This window comes from Chryseobacterium sp., assembly GCF_041914225.1.
Taxonomy (GTDB): domain Bacteria; phylum Bacteroidota; class Bacteroidia; order Flavobacteriales; family Weeksellaceae; genus Chryseobacterium.
In genome coordinates, this window is sequence record NZ_JAYSDT010000014.1 from 69855 (window position 1) to 88236 (window position 18382).

18 protein-coding genes and 1 riboswitch are annotated in these 18382 nt (G+C 36.8%); of the genes, 6 read left to right on the plus strand and 12 right to left on the minus strand.

All coding sequences use genetic code 11. The features are described from left to right. Positions 1–192: 192 nt before the first annotated feature. From ACE3RB_RS08705 to ACE3RB_RS08715, 3 genes are all read left to right on the plus strand, one after another. Positions 193–2391: an ATP-binding protein gene (locus tag ACE3RB_RS08705; RefSeq protein WP_374463868.1), complete on the plus strand. Its 2199-nt coding sequence runs from the start codon at positions 193–195 to the stop codon at positions 2389–2391. Between the two features lie 20 nt (positions 2392–2411). Further along, positions 2412–2963, plus strand: a complete 552-nt coding sequence (locus ACE3RB_RS08710) for a biliverdin-producing heme oxygenase (RefSeq protein ID WP_374463869.1) — start codon at positions 2412–2414, stop codon at positions 2961–2963. A gap of 116 nt (positions 2964–3079) precedes the next feature. Further along, a complete protein-coding gene (locus tag ACE3RB_RS08715) occupies positions 3080–4006 on the plus strand; it encodes a malate dehydrogenase (RefSeq protein WP_374463870.1) in 927 nt (308 codons plus the stop codon). Between the two features lie 310 nt (positions 4007–4316). Here the strand turns inward: ACE3RB_RS08715 and ACE3RB_RS08720 are convergent, their stop codons facing one another. From ACE3RB_RS08720 to ACE3RB_RS08760, 9 genes are all read right to left on the minus strand, one after another. After that, on the minus strand, positions 4317–5234 hold the full coding sequence (locus tag ACE3RB_RS08720; protein WP_374463871.1) for an alpha/beta fold hydrolase: 918 nt from the start codon (positions 5232–5234) through the stop codon (positions 4317–4319). Positions 5235–5280: 46 nt separating this feature from the next. Then, a complete protein-coding gene (locus ACE3RB_RS08725) occupies positions 5281–5754 on the minus strand; it encodes a PaaI family thioesterase (protein ID WP_374463872.1) in 474 nt (157 codons plus the stop codon). A 113-nt stretch (positions 5755–5867) separates the two neighbouring features. Further along, positions 5868–6419 (minus strand): putative glycolipid-binding domain-containing protein, encoded by a 552-nt coding sequence (locus tag ACE3RB_RS08730; protein WP_374463873.1) that lies wholly within the window; start codon positions 6417–6419, stop codon positions 5868–5870. Between the two features lie 44 nt (positions 6420–6463). After that, on the minus strand, positions 6464–7036 hold the full coding sequence (locus tag ACE3RB_RS08735; RefSeq protein ID WP_374463874.1) for a Crp/Fnr family transcriptional regulator: 573 nt from the start codon (positions 7034–7036) through the stop codon (positions 6464–6466). Between the two features lie 99 nt (positions 7037–7135). After that, complete coding sequence (locus tag ACE3RB_RS08740; protein ID WP_374463875.1) at positions 7136–8206, minus strand: tetratricopeptide repeat protein; 1071 nt, start codon at positions 8204–8206, stop codon at positions 7136–7138. Positions 8207–8303: 97 nt separating this feature from the next. Then, a complete protein-coding gene (locus tag ACE3RB_RS08745; protein ID WP_002977426.1) occupies positions 8304–8537 on the minus strand; it encodes a hypothetical protein in 234 nt (77 codons plus the stop codon). A gap of 102 nt (positions 8538–8639) precedes the next feature. Further along, a complete protein-coding gene (locus ACE3RB_RS08750) occupies positions 8640–9176 on the minus strand; it encodes a GNAT family N-acetyltransferase (protein ID WP_374463876.1) in 537 nt (178 codons plus the stop codon). 16 nt (positions 9177–9192) lie between these two features. Further along, entirely contained in the window at positions 9193–9585 is a 393-nt protein-coding gene (locus ACE3RB_RS08755; RefSeq protein WP_374463877.1) for a VOC family protein, read from the minus strand. 19 nt (positions 9586–9604) lie between these two features. Continuing rightward, positions 9605–10390 carry a hypothetical protein gene (locus tag ACE3RB_RS08760; RefSeq protein WP_374463878.1) on the minus strand — a complete coding sequence of 262 codons (786 nt, stop codon included), beginning with the start codon at positions 10388–10390 and terminating at the stop codon, positions 9605–9607. 105 nt (positions 10391–10495) lie between these two features. On the opposite strand from ACE3RB_RS08760, the gene pafA reads away from it, so the two are divergent. The 3 genes from pafA to ACE3RB_RS08775 all read left to right on the plus strand — a co-directional run bounded on the left by pafA (position 10496) and on the right by ACE3RB_RS08775 (position 15371). Next, a complete protein-coding gene (gene pafA, locus ACE3RB_RS08765) occupies positions 10496–12142 on the plus strand; it encodes an alkaline phosphatase PafA (protein ID WP_002977430.1) in 1647 nt (548 codons plus the stop codon). A 117-nt stretch (positions 12143–12259) separates the two neighbouring features. Continuing rightward, positions 12260–12438: riboswitch (cobalamin riboswitch) on the plus strand. A 30-nt stretch (positions 12439–12468) separates the two neighbouring features. Beyond that, the gene (locus ACE3RB_RS08770) at positions 12469–14295 is read left to right on the plus strand and encodes a TonB-dependent receptor plug domain-containing protein (RefSeq protein ID WP_374463879.1); all 1827 of its coding nucleotides are present in this window, start codon (positions 12469–12471) and stop codon (positions 14293–14295) included. 20 nt (positions 14296–14315) lie between these two features. Then, on the plus strand, positions 14316–15371 hold the full coding sequence (locus tag ACE3RB_RS08775) for a YncE family protein (protein WP_374463880.1): 1056 nt from the start codon (positions 14316–14318) through the stop codon (positions 15369–15371). A gap of 157 nt (positions 15372–15528) precedes the next feature. Here the strand turns inward: ACE3RB_RS08775 and ACE3RB_RS08780 are convergent, their stop codons facing one another. The 3 genes from ACE3RB_RS08780 to ACE3RB_RS08790 form a co-directional block, all read right to left on the minus strand. Beyond that, positions 15529–16947, minus strand: a complete 1419-nt coding sequence (locus ACE3RB_RS08780; protein WP_374463881.1) for a CCA tRNA nucleotidyltransferase — start codon at positions 16945–16947, stop codon at positions 15529–15531. 37 nt (positions 16948–16984) lie between these two features. After that, positions 16985–17329: a nuclear transport factor 2 family protein gene (locus tag ACE3RB_RS08785; protein ID WP_374463882.1), complete on the minus strand. Its 345-nt coding sequence runs from the start codon at positions 17327–17329 to the stop codon at positions 16985–16987. Positions 17330–17434: 105 nt separating this feature from the next. Continuing rightward, positions 17435–17983 carry an L-threonylcarbamoyladenylate synthase gene (locus ACE3RB_RS08790; protein ID WP_374463883.1) on the minus strand — a complete coding sequence of 183 codons (549 nt, stop codon included), beginning with the start codon at positions 17981–17983 and terminating at the stop codon, positions 17435–17437. Positions 17984–18382: the final 399 nt, after the last annotated feature.

Genomic DNA, 18382 nt, shown 5'->3' on the forward strand with positions numbered 1-18382 from the left:
TTTTCGTATCTTTTAAAAATTTGACATAAAAAATGGTAAAAAAAGAAGAATATTTGAATGTGTTTTTTACTCCTGTTTTATCATCGTTATATCCCATAAGGCGCTGGTTGAAAGGGGTTTGAAATTAAGTACCACAAAATAGAAGGCTGTTAATAAAAATCGTTATATTTGATTAACAGACTGAAAAGACATATGAATTTTATAGAATGCCATGAAGAGCCTATCCATATTCCGGGTTCTATACAAAGTTTTGGCTATTTGATTGGCATTGATGCAGAGCTCTATACCATTACTTTTTTTAGCAGGAATATTTCGGATCTATTTAAAATCGGGAACTCGGAGGAGCTGTTCGGAAGAGAACTTACTGATTTTCCGGAAAGTTTTCAGGGCATTATTGATTCAGAAATCTATACTTCACTGGACAAGTTTACCAGACGCAGTAATGAAACTTATTTCGACAAAATTTTTATCAACGGTAAAGAATATCACTTTTCTGTTTTCAGGAGTGAGCTTTATATCTTCCTGGAGTTTGAAGAGGTACTGATTAATCCCAATAAACGGATTTCCAATAAATACGATAATTTTTATGTCATTGATAATGAAAAGGAACTCTGGAATCATTTGCTGGAAACCCTTTCAAAAGTGGTAAACTATGACCGGATGATGGTCTATAAATTTATGATGGACGGTTCCGGAAAAGTAATTGCTGAAAAGAAAAATGAGAATATGGAAAGCTTTCTGGGCCTTCATTATCCGGAGTCTGATATTCCGAAGCAGGCAAGGGATCTTTATCTGAAAAAAAGAAAACGGATCTTCAGCAATGTATATGCGGATACCGTTCCGGTTCTGAGCAAAAGCACGGATCATATTGACCTTACTTTCTCGGCGTCCAGAGCAATGTCACCCGTTCACGGACAATATCTGAAAAATTCCGGTGTAGCATCAAGTTTCAGTGTTTCCATTATTATTGATGATCACCTTTGGGGTTTGGTAACATGCCAGAATGTGGAACCCAAGCATATTGATCTTGAAGACAGAGTACAGGCCGGGATTTTTACAGCTCTTGCTGCGAATGCTTATTCCTCTTTTAAATCAAAAAGCGAACTGAATTACCGTCTGGAGCTGAATGAGAGAATGTCTCAGCTGAAAACGGAGTTTTTAAAACATAATATTTTGTTTGATTCTCTTATCGAATGTAAGAAAGAGATCAGAAATTTACCCGAAGCAGACGGACTTGCTATTGTTTCGGAAGAAAATGTCGTAACAGATGGCAGTACACCGGATCTGGAAAGTATTAACAGGGTAGTGCAGTGGGCTCTCGGTAATACATCTGAGCGCATTTTTGTGAGCAGAAGCTTTCTTAAAGATCATGGTGAGGAGCTTGGGCTGTCTGAAAATGCTGCAGGAATCATTATTTATTTTATCGAAAGAGAGAAAACTGAAATGCTGGTCTGGTTCAGGAAAGAATTTGATGAACATATCAACTGGGCCGGGAATCCGGAGAAGAAAGTAAGTGTATTTTCGCAGAATGGAGAAGAAAAACAAATGATCTCGCCAAGAACTTCCTTCCGGATTTTTACAGAAAATATAAAAGGACAGTCTAAAAGATGGAATTCCCGGAATATAAGCGCTGTACAGGCTATAAGGGATCTTATCCTGGAAACTTCCCATAAAAATTATAATGCGATCAAAAGGCTTAATGATGAGCTTAAAAAAGTAAATGAGGAGCTTGACAGTTTTTCATATACTATTTCGCACGATCTTGGAACTCCGCTCACCGTAATGAAACTGAATGCTCAGATGCTTTTGGGAAATCTTGCGGATGATTCCGGGAAAAGCAAAACCAAGATCAATACAATTATTGAGGAAATCGACAATATGGCGGAAATGATACATGATGTCCTGCAGCTCAGCCGTGCAAAATATAGTGAAATCCAGCTTGAGCGCCTGAAAACAGTTCATACGATTGAAAAAATCTCTGAAAACGCCAAGATGACCTACGGCAGTCCGAACAGTGAGATCATCATCAAGGAATGTCCGGACGTACTGGCCGATAAAACACTGCTTCATCAGGTATTTCTGAACATCATCAATAATGCCGTGAAATATTCTTCTCATAAAGAAGTTCCCAAAGTGGAAATTGAGGGAACAGAAGACGGACAGACCATTATTTACAGAATTTCTGACAATGGAATTGGTATTCCTGAAGAAGAAAAACATAAGATGTTTAAGATCTTCAACAGGATGGATAATGCCAAGAAGTTTAAAGGAAATGGGGTAGGGCTGTCTATTGTACACCGTATCATGAAAAGAATAGGCGGAAATGTTGATTATGAAAGTAATAATGAAGGAACTTCCTTTATTTTAACGTTTAAAAAGCCTTACATTTGAGAAACTTTTAAAACGTTATTATGGTAACAGAATATCTTAAGCAGAATACGGCAGACTATCACGATGCAGCAGAAAAACTTTTTAATTCTGAAAAGATTTTCAACAAGACTTTCACTTTAGAGGATTATAAAAAAATCATCCATGCCAATTACCTGATGCTTCTTCACAGTGAAGATAAAATATTCAGCAGTCTTTCTGGTAAGTATGCGGAAAAACTTCAGCTCGCTTCACGAAAGAAACTTTCCCTTATAGAAAAAGACCTGAAAAGCCTCTCCCTGGAAAATCAGGAAGCTTCTCACGATCTTGAATTTGACAATGAGCATGAAGCACTCGGCGCTATGTATGTGATTGAAGGTTCCACGCTTGGCGGAAACGTTATTGCAAAGCAGCTTTCTAAAACAGCAGGCTTCGATGAGGTAACGTTCAATTTTTTCGGTTGCTATCAGGAAAATACAGGACCTATGTGGAAAAACTTTAAAGAAGTTCTGGATACGGAAGTGGCTGAAGAAAACTATAACGAAGTGCTTTCCGGGGCAAAAAAACTCTATACGTTTTTACTGAACGTCAATTAATTCATTTAATTCTAATTAAATTTCTGAAAAATTGCGCAATTTTTCAGAAATTGTTAAATTTGGGGAGTTTCAAATTTAAACTTAACTAACAAAAAAATAATTTAAAAAGTAACAATATGAAAGTAACTGTGGTAGGTGCAGGCGCTGTAGGAGCAAGCTGTGCAGAATACATCGCAATGAAGAACTTCTGTTCAGAAGTAGTTTTGGTAGACATTAAAGAAGGGTTTGCTGAAGGTAAGGCAATGGATTTGATGCAGACAGCATCTCTTAACGGATTTGATACAAAAATTACGGGTACAACAGGAGATTACAGCAAAACTGCAGGTTCTCATGTGGCAGTAATCACTTCAGGGATTCCAAGAAAACCTGGAATGACAAGAGAAGAATTGATCGGTATCAATGCTGGTATCGTGAAAGACGTTACTGAAAACTTAGTAAAACATTCTCCGGAAGTAATCATCATCGTGGTTTCTAACCCAATGGATACTATGGCTTACCTTGTACACAAAACTTCAGGTCTTCCTAAGCACAAGATCATCGGAATGGGTGGTGCATTAGACTCTGCAAGATTCAAATACAGATTAGCTGAAGCATTAGAAGCTCCGATTTCTGATGTTGACGGAATGGTAATCGCTGCCCACAGTGATACGGGTATGCTTCCATTATTGAGCAAAGCGACAAGAAATGGTGTTCCTGTAACTGAGTTCTTAAGCGATGAGCAACAAAAATATGTCATCGAAGAAACTAAAGTAGGAGGAGCTACGCTTACCAAATTATTAGGAACTTCAGCATGGTATGCTCCAGGTGCAGCGGTTTCTGTAATGGTTCAGACCATTGCATGTGACCAGAAGAAAATGATCCCTTGTTCTTTAATGCTTGAGGGTGAATATGGGCAAAACGATATCTGCTTAGGAGTTCCGGCTATCATTGGAGCTAACGGAGTGGAATCAATCGTAAACGTAACATTAACTGCTGAAGAGCAATTGAAATTCGCTGAAGCTGCTAATGCAGTAAGAGAAGTGAATGGAGATCTTAAATTCTAATATTTACCAGCTTTTAAGCAGGAATTAAAATAGATAAAATCCGGCTGTTTCAAGATTGAAACAGCCGGATTTGTTTTATGAGTATTTGAATGGTGGAAAGTTTCGGGGGGGGGGGGGGGGGGGCCCCCCCAAGGGAATTTAAAATATATTTATATATACCAGATTTTAACCTGCAATAAAAAACTATAAACCCCGGCTTTAACAATATTCAAACCCCCGTTTTTTTTTTTTGATTATTTTATGGGTGGACTGTTGGGGCGCGGCGGGAGGCCGCGCCGAAATCTTTCATTTAAAATTATAGATATATAACTTATTTCGTTGTATCCACGAAGTGGGTTACAGCCTTCACAAATTCTTTATTTTTTTCATAGTACAAAAGATGTCCGCCATCAATGGAAACTACTTTCTGATTGGGAAACTGAAAGGTTTTATAATGTTGGGTTCCGACTGCCTTATCTTTTTTTCCGGTGATGATTAATACAGGAACTTGGATGTCTTTTGTTATGGGTGCATAATCAGCATAATATTCAGGGAAAGCTTTGGGTTTTGAGATCACTGCCATTCCGAAGTCGATGATACGGGGATGGAGAGAATCTATTTTATCCATTTCTTTTATGGTTTCGATATCTTCGGTAAGGAATTTATACCCGATTCTTTTTTTTCTTAATGCACTGCTGATTTTAGAAAGCTCTGAAGAAAGGCTGTCTTTAGGGACAGATCTGTTTTTTGCCTGTAAAAGACTATTTCCATATTCAATCTGTTCTTTGACGGATTCGTCATTCAGAAAATGAAGTGTAACATTGGCCAGAATGATTCCTTTGGTATGCTGAGGATATTTTTTTGCATAATTGACAGCTATGATTCCGCCAAAAGAATGAGCCAGTAAAAATACCTTTTTCAATTTCAGATGCTGTCTCAGCTCTTCAATATCCTGAGTCATTTTATCAAGATGATAGTTACCCGATGTGCTGGATTCTCCGGAACCCCGTTGATCCATATAAATCATCCGTATATTTTTTTCAAGGTTGTTGCCTCTCATCAGTTCAAAAGATGGATATCCTTGCCCCGGACCGCCTGGAATATAAATACATGCTTCTCCTTTTCCGGAGACTTTATATTTGATCTTTACATGATCTGAGGTTTCAAAGTAACCTTCAGATGGTCTGTTCTGAGCGGAAACGACATTCAGAGAAGTGACAAAAAAGAATAAAAGCACAATTATTTTCATACCATTATAACAATTATAAGGGGTTATTTATTACTAAAATAGCCAATTATCTTCCTTTTGCCTTGTCTCCTCTTAAGGTCATAACAGTACTGGTCATAGCCGCGACAAGTTTTCCTTCAGTGTTGGTTATTTCACAGTGATATACAGTAATGGTTTTACCGGATTGTATTGGTCTTGCATGAGCCGTAAGCTTATCTTTCCATGTTGGGCGGAAAAAATTAATCTTAAGTTCTATACTGGTAAAACTTTCTCCTTCATTCATCAGGGTAGAGTGGGCTGTTCCGATGGCCGCATCTGCCAGTTCACAAAGCAGTCCTCCATGAATGGTTCCCTGCTGGTTTCCATGTATTTCATGATCTGCATTGATGGAGACTTTGGCTTCTCCAGAGGCAACATCAGTTATTTGAAATCCAAGTGTTTTTGAAATCGCTGTTGGATAGATCTGATAGGTTGTAAATTCGTCTACATTTTCACCGTTGACTACTTTGGTAAGGTAATCCAGAATAGGAATTTTTGTCATGGATACAGGATATTTTTACAGATAAATATACAGATCCTTGAATGACAAAATTGGGGGATAACGAAGTTATTTAATTTTTCTATCAAATGCTAAGCTTCTCATCATGCCATTTTTCAGAGTTCTGAAATTTTTTCAAACAATTTAGGGTAGCTGGTGACTAAACCTGTTCCATCTACCGAAATTTCTGCTTTAAAATCGGTTTCGATATTTTCATACAGGTATTTATTAGCTGCTGTGCGGGTGTATTGCTGTTGTACAGGTCTGATATGATGGTTTAAAACATCAATATAAACAACATCAATTTTATGAGAACTGTTCTCTGGAAGTTTTAAATTGTTGATTGGTAACGTATTGGTGAAAGGAGTCAGAGAAATGTCTATGAATTTGAAATTATTAAATTCAGAATGTACAACACCATTGATTTTCCATTGGTTCTGATTTCTTTTTCCTGAAAAAGTTCTTTTAACTGCATTGATCTCGGATTCAATCAGAAAATCCTGAACAGTCCAGTCTTTATCAATAAAAATTTTATAATTTAAAGCATATATTTTATCCTCGTGGCAGCCAATGATTTTTGATTCTACAGTATAACCTTTATCGTCTGATTGTAAATTAAAATATTCAAGGGATTGATAAAAGATGCCTTGCCAGATTAATGTCTTCATATCATATTGTTTGAGTGTTGTGGCTTTTTGGATGGATTTTAATGTCAGCGGGATACCCTTCGTTTCCGGATTCTGCTTAATGTCTCTCTTGCAACTCCCAGAAATGAAGCCAGCTGAGTGAGAGGTATACGCTGAATCATATGAGGATAGTGAGTTTCCAGATATTCGAGTCTTTCCTGTGCTGTATAAAGCTTGAACAAATTGGAAAATTCTTCCTGTCTGGAAGCAAACTGACGAATACAATGGCGTCCTAATGTTTCAATTTCAGGGACTTTGGCAGCAACTTCAAACAATCTTGTTTTATCAAAAATAATGGCATGAAGTTCTTCACAGGCAGTAATGTTAAATTCTGATTTTTGCCCGCTTCCAAAGCTGCTGATATTGGTAGCGATTTCATTCTCAAAGAAAAATCCGGTATTTTTAATATCTCCTTGTATTTCATAATAACTTTTGCAATATCCCTTATCAATATAAAACAGAGAGTTGCAGATCTCTCCTTCCTGTAGCATCAGCTCGTTTTTCCTGTAATTTCTTTCCGATAAAACAGGCAGAAGTAGTTTCCAGCTTTCATCTGAAAATGGTGTGAGTGATCTGATATAGTTCAGAAGATTTTGCATGATATCAGAGCGATCTTTTTGCAAAAATAATAAAATTGAAGAAGGCTGTTTGTACAATTAAGTTTAGAACGGATTATATAAGATTGATAAAAAATACCTTTATTTTGGTATAGGGTCAGCAATATAAAGATTCTTTTTATCGATTTTCAGAATATTGGTATCCTTCGTGTACCAATCCACAAATTTCTCATATTCTGCTTTATTATTAATGAGCCAGCTTTTAAAAGCTTCTTGATCTCCTATCTGAAACAGATAATAATTATAAGCATTAAATAGATTGTTGTCATCCATTATTTGTTGATAGTTTAATAAAACATTTGACGGATTGTTCTTGTGTTTCAAATATTCCTTCAACGCCTTTTTTCTGATGTCTGACAGGGTTTCTAAATTGATTTCTTTTTTATCGACAGTAGCGAGTGCAAAATATCCGCTGTAAAGAAGACAGAAAGGAAGAGGATCAGTAGGTTTACTGTCTTTTTTAATAGTAATAAAGGCCTGGCAAAAATCAACTGTTGTACTTTTATCTTTGAATTTTACTGCTTTTTTATACCCGTCATATAAAAGTTGACTCATTTCCTGGCTTCTGGAAGTGGTGCGTTCCAGATTTAAGAATATTTCACCATAAACGAGACCGTATAGCATATTATTAGAATTTAAAAATAATTTGGCTACTCTGTAATAGTTTGATGGATATGACGGTTGTGCCTTTATCCCTCTTTCGTAGTTTTCAATGGCCTGGGTTATTTTTTTTTGAAGTTCAAGGACAACTCCTTTCTCAAGATAGAGTTTTCCGGAAGACGGAAATTTTTTTAATCCTTCATCATAAGTTTTTATAGCTTGTTCCGGGTTATCAGCATAATCATAGGCATTGCCGAGAAGGGCATAATAGTAGTCATCTATATTTGGATAATCTTTGATTTTTTCTAACAGTAATATGGCACTTTTATAGTCTTCTTTTCGAATATAGGCAAGTGCTATTTCATATGGATAGGTATAATCTTGTGGATCTTTTTTTTCACATTCTCTAAGGATAGCGATTCCATCATCATATTTTTCTTCATCAATAAGTTTGACAGCATCATGAACTTCTAAACATTTGAATGTCTTTTTCTGCGCATACATGAATGAAAAGGCAGTGAGTGCAGCTATAAAATAAGTTTGTCGTAACATGAGCTTTTGATATTAGTCTTATTGCAAATATGCATTTTTTTTAATAAAAAAGAGCGGTAAAAACCGCCCTCAACAAAATTTTCTCTAACAAGTATCTTTATATATAAACACATCCGCATCCTGTTTCCCATTCCTGGCAAAGACGCATTGGTTCATTACATCCCGGATTACCGCCGCCACCGCCGGAAACTCTGTAGCAGGTACCATCGCTGCAATAGTAGGAGCCTATTGTGGGAGGACAGTTACCATCAATATCACATATTGCATATGGAGTGTCTCCTCCGCTGATCAGGACAAGCTGATTTCTCTTTAATTTTTTCAGATTTTTCATAGTAATCATTTTTAATTTGTTGATTACTAATGTATAAATTTTTTAACACACCAGCAAGTGTTTTAATTGAACAGGACTAAAGATTTTATGATAGCGATCTTTCTATTCCACATCTAAAGTCATGAAAAGAGCAATTTCCTCCACATTTTCATAGAGTCTGGTGTTCAGCCCGGTAATATTGAATCCCATTCTCCTGTAAAACTGAATGGCAGGGTAGTTGGTGTTCTGTGTCTCCAGCTCAATAACTCTGCAGTTTAACTTTCTTGCTTCTTTAATGGCGTTTTTAATCAGCATAACTCCGATTCCTTCCCGCCTGTGTTTTTCATCGATCAGAATATTTTCAATATAAAAGCTGTTGTTCCATGTTCTTTGCTCACAGATGATCCAGCCTGCCAGTTCTTCATTGATAAAAGCACCAAAAGAATTTCCCTGTTCAATGATGGTGTTCAGATCTGCAAGGTCTTCAGGAGTGGTATCCCAGGTTTTGGTATAAGGCAAGGACTTTTCTTTTAAAATAAACTCGAATGAACCTCCAAATTCAATAGAAGAGATTGAGTATATTTTGTCCGTTGTATAGCCGTTATGTCCCCAGTTCAAACCGGGGTTGGAAGCTAATTTTTGTAATTTTCTTATTTCCACATCAGAGATTTTAAGTTTATTGGATTTCAGTACAGATTTCCACAAGATAATTGTTGGGATCTTTGATGTAAGCCGTTTTTTGACCCCATGGCTTTACAGCAATATCCTCATAAAGAACAGCCCCGTTTCTTATTGCTTTTTCTACCAGAGCTTCTACATTGTCAGTAGTAAATCCCAGTTCTATTCCGAAGGGCTTGTCTTCTGTTTTTGCGGTTAAAAATCCTTTTTTGATATTGGAACCTGCAAGGCTGACAGACGCGAATGAAAGAGTAGTTTCACCGGTCAAAAGCTCTCCGTAGTCTTTTTCAGGGGTGATAAACTTTATTTCAGAGCCGAAAGTATTTTTGTAAAAATTCATGGACTGCTCTATATCTTCAACATACAGGATGACATATTTGAATTTGATCATATAAGTGAATTAAATGGTTTTAATTTTTATTTATAATATATTCTTCATCCACCATCAGTTCTGCATGAGGTCCTTGTAAAGGATATTCTTTGAAGCTTCCGAAATGACCGAAGTGAAGAGGGTATTTTTGAGTAAGCAAACGTACTTTACTTCCGAAAGAATTGATATCAACCTTTTGAAAAGTATCTTTTTTCTGTCTGCCATTGGTGAAAAAGAGCATCAGGTTACAATGATCTTTAAAATCATAATCATTATAGTAAAATACATGGAGATTTTCTTCTTTACATATCTGCGCTAAGTCATTAATAAGATCTTGCTTATACTGCAAAGGCAGATTACAGTCAATTCTGGCAGCATAATGTTCTGCATTATTTTTTTTGAAATCCGAACCTACCATCTGGATAAAACGGTGTTCTATGTTTCTGAATTTTTCTCTTTCAGGAGGATAGCTTTTACTGGATTGAACGGTAAAAGAAACTCCGGAATCTAATAATACAGCATTTTCCCGGATCAATAATTCTTCAATTTCTAATGCAAACTGAAAATGAAAATCAAAAAGCATATGGTCACCAATATTGATGATCAGTTGATTTCCATCGATATTCAGGTGCAAATACGTTTCTTTGAAACCAGCTTTCAGTTCTTCGAGTTTCAGGATAAGATCATCTGTATTTTCAACCCGGACTTTTGCTGCCAGTTCGGCTGGGTTATCAGCGTGTCCGCCATACCCGGGATAAAATTTGAAAAACTGAAAGTCATATAAATGATCCGGAAATTTGAAATACCAGTATACGCCTAAAATCATAGAAGATGGATTGATGAATTGTACAATAATCAAAATTAAATAAAATTTCACACTCCAAAACTTTCAAAACCCTTAAATTTGTGGTCAATAAAAAATTTTACTTGGATGCTTAGGAACATTTCAATTGCGGCAGCTACTTTATTGTCCGTAGTTACAATCAATGCGCAGAAGAACAGAAATACTCAACTTGAAAGACCCAAATTAGTCGTAGGTCTGGTGGTAGACCAGATGCGTTGGGACTATCTGTACCGTTTTTATGGTAAATACGGAAATGATGGTTTCAAAAGACTTTTGAATACAGGATACTCTTTAAATAATGTACATATTCCTTATGTACCTACCATTACGGCATTAGGACATACATGTATCTACACAGGCTCTGTACCTGCTATTCATGGGATTGCAGGAAACGACTGGACCGATAAGGAAACAGGAAAAGGAGTTTACTGTACTGCAGATGAGAGCGTTCAGCCGGTTGGAACTACCAATGCAAAAACCGGAAGCCACTCTCCGAAAAACCTTTGGTCTACTACGGTAACTGACGAATTGAGACTGGCTACCAACTTCCAGGGAAAAGTAGTGGGGGTTTCTTTGAAAGACCGTGCTTCCATTCTTCCTGCAGGTCATACTCCAAACGGAGCTTTCTGGTTTGATGACAGCACAGGAAATTTCATTACAAGCACCTGGTACATGAATGACCTTCCTCAATGGGTAAAATCATTCAACGCGCAGAATCTTCCTGAAAAATTAGTGGCAAATGGCTGGAATACTTTACTTCCAATCAATGAATATACGGAAAGCGCACCCGACAATTCGCCTTGGGAAGGTTTGTTGGGAAGTGCGAAAACGCCTACTTTTCCTTATAGCAACTTAGCAAAAGATTATCAGGCTAAAAAAGATAATATCCGTTATACACCTTTCGGAAATACGCTGACATTAAAGTTGGCAGAGGCTTCTGTAGAAGGTGAAAAACTGGGTGGTGATAACATCACAGACTTTTTAGCCATCAACCTTGCGTCTACGGATTATGCAGGGCATAAATTCGGACCGAATTCTATTGAGGTGGAAGATGTTTATATCAGATTAGATCAGGATCTGGCAGAATTTTTCAAATATCTTGATTCCAAAGTAGGAAAAGGAGAGTATACGGTTTTCCTTTCTGCTGACCACGGAGGAGCACATTCTGTAGGATTCCTTAAAGAGCATAAAATCCCAACAGGATTCTTCGGAGAAGATGCAGAAAAGAACCTGAACCAAAAACTGAAAGAGAAATTCGGGGCTGACAAGTTGATCAACGCCATCGATAACTACCAGATTTATTTTGACAGAAAAGTATTGGCGGACAGCAAGCTTGAGCTGGATGATGTAAGAAACTTTGCTGTAAAGGAAATTGAGAAAGATCCTACAGTTTTATATGCTGTTTCTGTAGATAAAGTTCAGGAATCCAGCATTCCGGAGCCAATTAAACAGAGAATTATCAACGGAATCAACAGACAGAGAAGCGGAGATATTCAGCTGATCTCTCATGATTCTATGCTTCCTCCATATTCAAAAACAGGAACTACACACAGTGTCTGGAATTCTTATGATTCACATATTCCATTGATCTTTATGGGATGGGGAGTGAAGCAGGGAGAAAGCAATAAGGAATATCACATGACGGATATTGCCCCTACGGTATCTTCTTTACTGAAAATCCAGTTCCCAAGCGGAAATGTAGGGAACCCGATTACTGAGGTTATCGGTAAATAAATGAACAAAATCTATTGATAAGAAAGCTGCTTCCTATGGGAAGCAGCTTTTTTTTCGGGAAAGATATATAATATAGATCGCCGGGATCTGTCTTTTTGGCAAATACATATAAAAAACTATCTTTGCAAAAATTTTGGTTTCCAGTATTTTGGAATGAAAAGGGAATCGGGTGTAACTCCCGGACTGTCCCCGCAACTGTAAATCGCATACAAGTTTCTGCAAAAAAGCCACTGTTTAATAACGGGAAGGGGCAGAATGCGAAAGTCAGGAGACCTGCCAGGATTATAATTAAAAACATATTGCTTTCGGAGGAAAAGTAAAAAGGTATGGATATAAAAAGATCTTTAGTACTGTTTTTTTCATCTTATGGTTGTTTTCTTTTTGGACAGGAGAAAACCATTGACACTATTTATGTCTTCGACAATCAGATGAACAGGGTGAAGCTTTTTCATCCCGTAAAAATAATTTCAGCAGAGGATGCTGAGAAAAACTCCAGCAATCTTTCAGAACTTCTGAGATTTCAGTCACAGGTTTTTATTAAGGAAAATGGCCGTGGGGCTGTTTCTTCACCTTCTTTCAGAGGAACTACCGCCCAGCAGACTGCATTTGTATGGAATGGAATTAATATCAATTCCAATTTTCTCGGACAGGGAGATATCAATAATATTGCATTGTTCGGATATGATCAGATCGGAATAAAAGCCGGCGGAGGAAGCGTGGTCTATGGAAGCGGAGCCATCGGGGGAAGCATTCACCTCAATAATACCCTTGATTTTAATAAAGGTTTCCATGGTTCTCTGTTTTCTGAGGTGGCTTCCTTTAATACTTATAATAATTTTGTAAAAGGTTCTTACAGCAATGATAAGTTCAGTTTTAAAGCTTCAGGAAATTACTCAGTAAGTGAAAATGATTATAAGGTAAGTGACCTTAACTACGTCAACAGAAACGGGAATTATTACAATACAACGTTCAATGTAGGCGCATCCTATAAAATTGCAAACGATCATAAAATTTCATGGCAGAGCCAGTTTTTTGATTCTTCACAGCATTATCCTGTCTATGAAGAAACAGGAACAAAAACTAAATATAAAACGCAAAGCGTAAGGAGCCTTCTTTCCTGGGACTGGAGCAAAACGAAGTTCAGCAACTCTTTTAAGGCTGCCTATACAGAAGAAAATTTTCAGTACTTCGGGTCGTTGACTCAGCCCAAATCCAGCAGTGGAACGGGGAAAAATTATATCTTTAAAAATGATTTCAATTATTTCCTGAATTCAAAATGGAATTTTAATCTGATCGGAGAGTTTCAGGTCAATAAAGGAGAAGGATATCAGAATGGAATAACCAGTGTCAGCAGAAATATAGGTTCTGTTTCAGGGCTATTACGGTATTTTGCAACCAAAGACCTGCGCTTTGAAGGTGGATTTAAAAAAGATTTTGTGGAAGATGTGAAATCACCATTAATGTATTCATTCTCCGGAAAATGGAACGCTGCAAAATGGTATAATGTGAGCATTAACGTTTCCAAAAACTTCAGATATCCGTCATTTAATGATATTTACTATGAGCCGGGGGGAAATAAAGACCTGAGACCGGAAACCTCAACTCAGGTGGATATGACTAATGAGTTCAAAGTGGGAGACTTCAGGCTTAGCCTTTCTCCTTATTATATGAATATTACAGACCTTATTGTATGGCTTCCAACTGCTAAAGGTTATTGGCAGGCTTTTAATGTCAATAAGGCAGAGTCTTACGGACTGGAATCTCAGCTATCTTTCAGCAAACAGCTGGGAAATCATAAAATCCATGCGAATGCAGGATATTATTATGCAAAATCTATTGATAAGGAAACCAACATGCAGAGACCTTACGTTCCTATGCACAGAGGAAACGTTAATGTGGATTATGAATATGGTTTCTTTAAATTTTTTACCCAGGCACTGCTGAACGGGGTTACCTACACCACAAGTGATGAAAAAAGATCAGAAGCTATAGATCCTTATTTTCTTTTAAACATGGGTGTTTCTGCAACCCTTGTGAAAAAGTATACTTTAGGGTTTAAAGTGAATAATCTGACAAATACTTATTATAAAACGGTTTCTTTTTATCCTTTACCCAAAAGAAACTATAGTGTGTATGCAGCAATAAATTTCTAATAATTAAAATTGAATAAATTATGAAAATAACTAAACTTTTAACTGTATTATTTGCAGTGGTACTATTGTTTAATATGTCTTCATGTACAAGTGATTCTGAAGAATTTGAAGTTTCCCCGATCACTTATCAGAACGGATACTTTATCTCTAATGAAGGTAATTATAACAGCCAGGGAGCTAAAGTAACTTTCGTGACGAGAGATTTAAGCCTTAAGCAGGATGATGTATATGGTTATAACAACAATAAAGAGATCCTGGGTGATGTTCTTCAGACGATTGGTCTTAACGGAAATAAAGCTTATCTTGTTTTGAATAACTCAAACAAAATTGTAGTAGTAGACCGTTATACATTTAAGAAATTGGGAGTAATCACACAACAGCTTGATAATCCGAGAGGAATTGCTTTCGCTAATGACTTTATCTATGTTGCTAACACTAATTTCAGTGCAAATACTCAAAGTATAACAAAGTATAAAGCTTCTGATTATTCATTTGTAAGCAAAATTAACATGACTGAAGTTTCTGATAAAACGGTAGAAGCAGGAGGAAATATTTTCGTACAAAATGCTTCATCAGGGTATGGAAACAAGATTACTTATATCAATACTTCCAACGACAGCAAAACTGAAATTACTGTTCCGAATGGTCAGATTGGAAACACTGTTTCTTACAAATCCAACGTTTACACAATTTCTTCCACAGCTACAGATTCTTATATCTATAAGATTTCAGGAACAGGAACTCTTACACCGGTAATTACACTGACAGGAATTCCAAGTGCTACCAACCTTCAGATTGATAATGATAAATTATACTTCAGCTCAGCCAATAAGGTGTACACAACAAGTTTAGCGACGCCAACAGTACCTTCCAGCCCATTATTAACAGCTGCAGATGGAGGTCCTTATTTTACATTGTATGGATTTAATGTTATTGACGGAAGAATTTTTGCTTCAGATGTAAAGCAGTTTACACAAGAAAGCGAAATGGTTGTATACTCAGCAGCTACAGGAAGTAAAATTGTTACTGTAAAAACAGGAGGTATCGGTGCAAACGGAACTTTTGTGAATCCATAATAATTTATTACTTCTAAAAATAATTTTTTATTTTTTCATCATTTGTTTTTTTTTCCGGCCGGTTTATTTGAAACCGGCCGGCTTTGTTTTCATACTAAGCAAAAAATTCCGGCGGGATGGAACATCCCGCCGGAATTTTTATATTTTATAACTTGGATTATATTGTCAATCCCAGTTTCTCAGCCTCGGCTATCACAAATTTCGTAGCTTCTTCCTTTTCATTGGGAATTTCACCCTCCAGAATAGCTTCTTTTACTTTCTCCTTTAAAATACCGATTTCACGGCCCGGCTTAAGATTGAACATTTCCATAATCTCTTCGCCGGTAATAGGTGGCTGGAAGTTTCTTACCTGATCCTTTTCTTCCACTTCTTTGATTTTTACCGCCACATATTCAAAGTTTTTTTTGAACTTCTCCTGTTTCCTGGAGTTTTTCGTGGTAATATCTGCCTTGCAAAGAGTGAAAAGATCTTCCAGGTTTTCTCCGGCATCAAATAAAAGTCTTCTTAAAGCAGAATCTGAGGCATCATCAGTGATCAGAGCAATGGGTCTTGACGAAAGCTTTACCATTTTCTGAACATATTTCATGTCACTTCCCAACGGAAGTTTCAATCTTTGAAAAAGTGTTTTAACCATTTTTGAGCCTAAAAACTCATGGCCATGGAAGGTCCATCCCGTTCCTTCCACAAATTTTTTGGTTGGAGCTTTTCCAATATCATGGAGAAGGGCAGCCCAACGCAGCCAAAGGTTATCTGTATTCACGGAAATATTGTCAACGACTTCTAATGTGTGGTAAAAGTTATCTTTATGTGTTTGTCCTTCCACTTCTTCCACACCCTTCAGTTCAATCAGTTCAGGAATAATCAGCTTTAAAAGGCCGGTTTGTTCCATTAATCTAAGACCAACAGAAGGTTTTTCGGAAAGCATGATCTTGTTGAATTCTACCATGATCCTCTCCATAGAAACAATCCTGATTCTTTCCGCTTCCTGCTGGATAGCTTTCAGAGAGTTTTCCTCAATTTTAAAATGTAAAGTAGAAGCAAAACGTACCGCTCTCATCATCCTTAAAGGATCATCAGAATAAGTCTGGGCAGGTTCCAGCGGAGTCCGTAAAATTCCTTTTTCAAGATCATCAATTCCATTAAAAGGATCGATCAGTTCTCCGAAATTATTTTTGTTTAAAGAGATAGCCATCGCATTGATCGTAAAATCTCTTCTCTTCTGGTCATCTTCAAGGCTTCCGCCCTCCACTTCAGGCTTGCGGCTGTTTTCCGTATAGCTTTCCTTTCTGGCTCCTACAAATTCAAGCTCAAGCTCTTTATATTTAATCATGGCTGTTCCGTATGTCTTGAATACGGAAACCTTCAATTTCGGATCTATATCCTGAGCTACATTCTGGGCAAGCTCAATACCGCTTTGCTCCGTTACAAAATCTATATCCGTAGAAGCTTTTCTGTTCATCAGAAGGTCACGCACATAACCGCCCACAATGTATACGGACTGGTTATTCCTTTCTGCTGCTTCAGAAATGATTTTAAAAAGTTTTAAATTCTTATTTTGATTAAGATTGATTTTCATTGTTAATACCAGTGTCAATTTCTACCGATGTTACCCATTAATCATAATGAGCATACATTCTACTAATTTTTTCATCTTCATTAAAAAACATGACTTCCACAGCATGTTTATCCATAATCGACTTATAAAATAATGCTACCGAATCTACTCCCGCCGTGGAATGGATCAGGTCAAAATGAAGGTCCGGAAATTTATCCAGTGCCTTTCTCCAGTATTCACGGACCGCATCTTTTCCTTTTAAAGAACTTTCTTTACCGCCTGTGGCCATAGCAATCATAGGAGTGGTGATCTCAATGTCATCCGCGTAATGGGACAGAATATCCTCTAAATTGTGAGAATTCCAGACATTCACCCACGTTTGAGCAAATTTTTGATGATCCATAGCAAATAGTTTATGAGTTGAGTTTGCAAAGATAGAATTAAAAAAAGAAATCCTGCCAGGATGAACTGACAAGACTCTAAAAATAAACAGGTAATTACAGAATAATTACTCTCTCAGAACTTTTATCCTGTTATCATTCCATATTTTGATTACCGAAGAACCCGAATATTTTGAAACTTTTTCTCTGTCTTCCTCTACTGCATAATCTACAAGGTCTATCATTTCCTGGGAAATATCAGAAAATTTCAAAGGACTTTTTTCGCCACTGAAGTTGGCTGAAGTAGATACCAGAGGTCTGTTTAATTTTGTAATCAGTTTTTTGCAGAAATCATTTTTTACAAGACGGATTCCGATACTTCCGTCTTCAGCAAGAAGTTCTTTAGGTAAACCTCTTGGATTTTCATAAACGATGGTTACCGGCTTTTCGCTGAGATCCATAATTTCCCATGCCATTTCAGGAACATCTACCAGATCCTGAAGCCTTTTCTCAGACTCCACAAGGATGATCATGGATTTATTCTTTTCACGTTTTTTGATTTCAAAAATTTTATTGACTGCTTCTATATTGGTGGCATCACAACCAATCCCCCAGATGGTATCAGTAGGGTAAAGAATCGTTCCGCCGGATTTTAATATTTCGATAATATGTCCCATAATTGTAAGTGAATTCAAAGAGTGGATAAAGGTAGAAAATCTGTGAGTTTTGGGCAAAAAAACAGGGCGTGAATGTGATGATAAGTTTTGGCTAGACCAATAGAAGGTAATCAATAGAATTAAATGGCTTTACTCCATAATAAAGGAACAATCCTTTGCTTTGGCCAAAAACTCTTCAAATTTTAAAATTATATTTTCCAAATAAATTTCCATTAATTCTCAATAAAGTTATTTCACGATTTAATATAATTTCTGACCATATTTTTTCTTTTCTGAATAGAAACAGTTAGGTGTACATCTTGCCATTTATCATTTGTTATTTATGTTTTTTGTTTGATAAGAAGTTTTACACTCTTCTGTTTGTGCATTTGTTCAGGTGTTTTCATATAACACGACCAA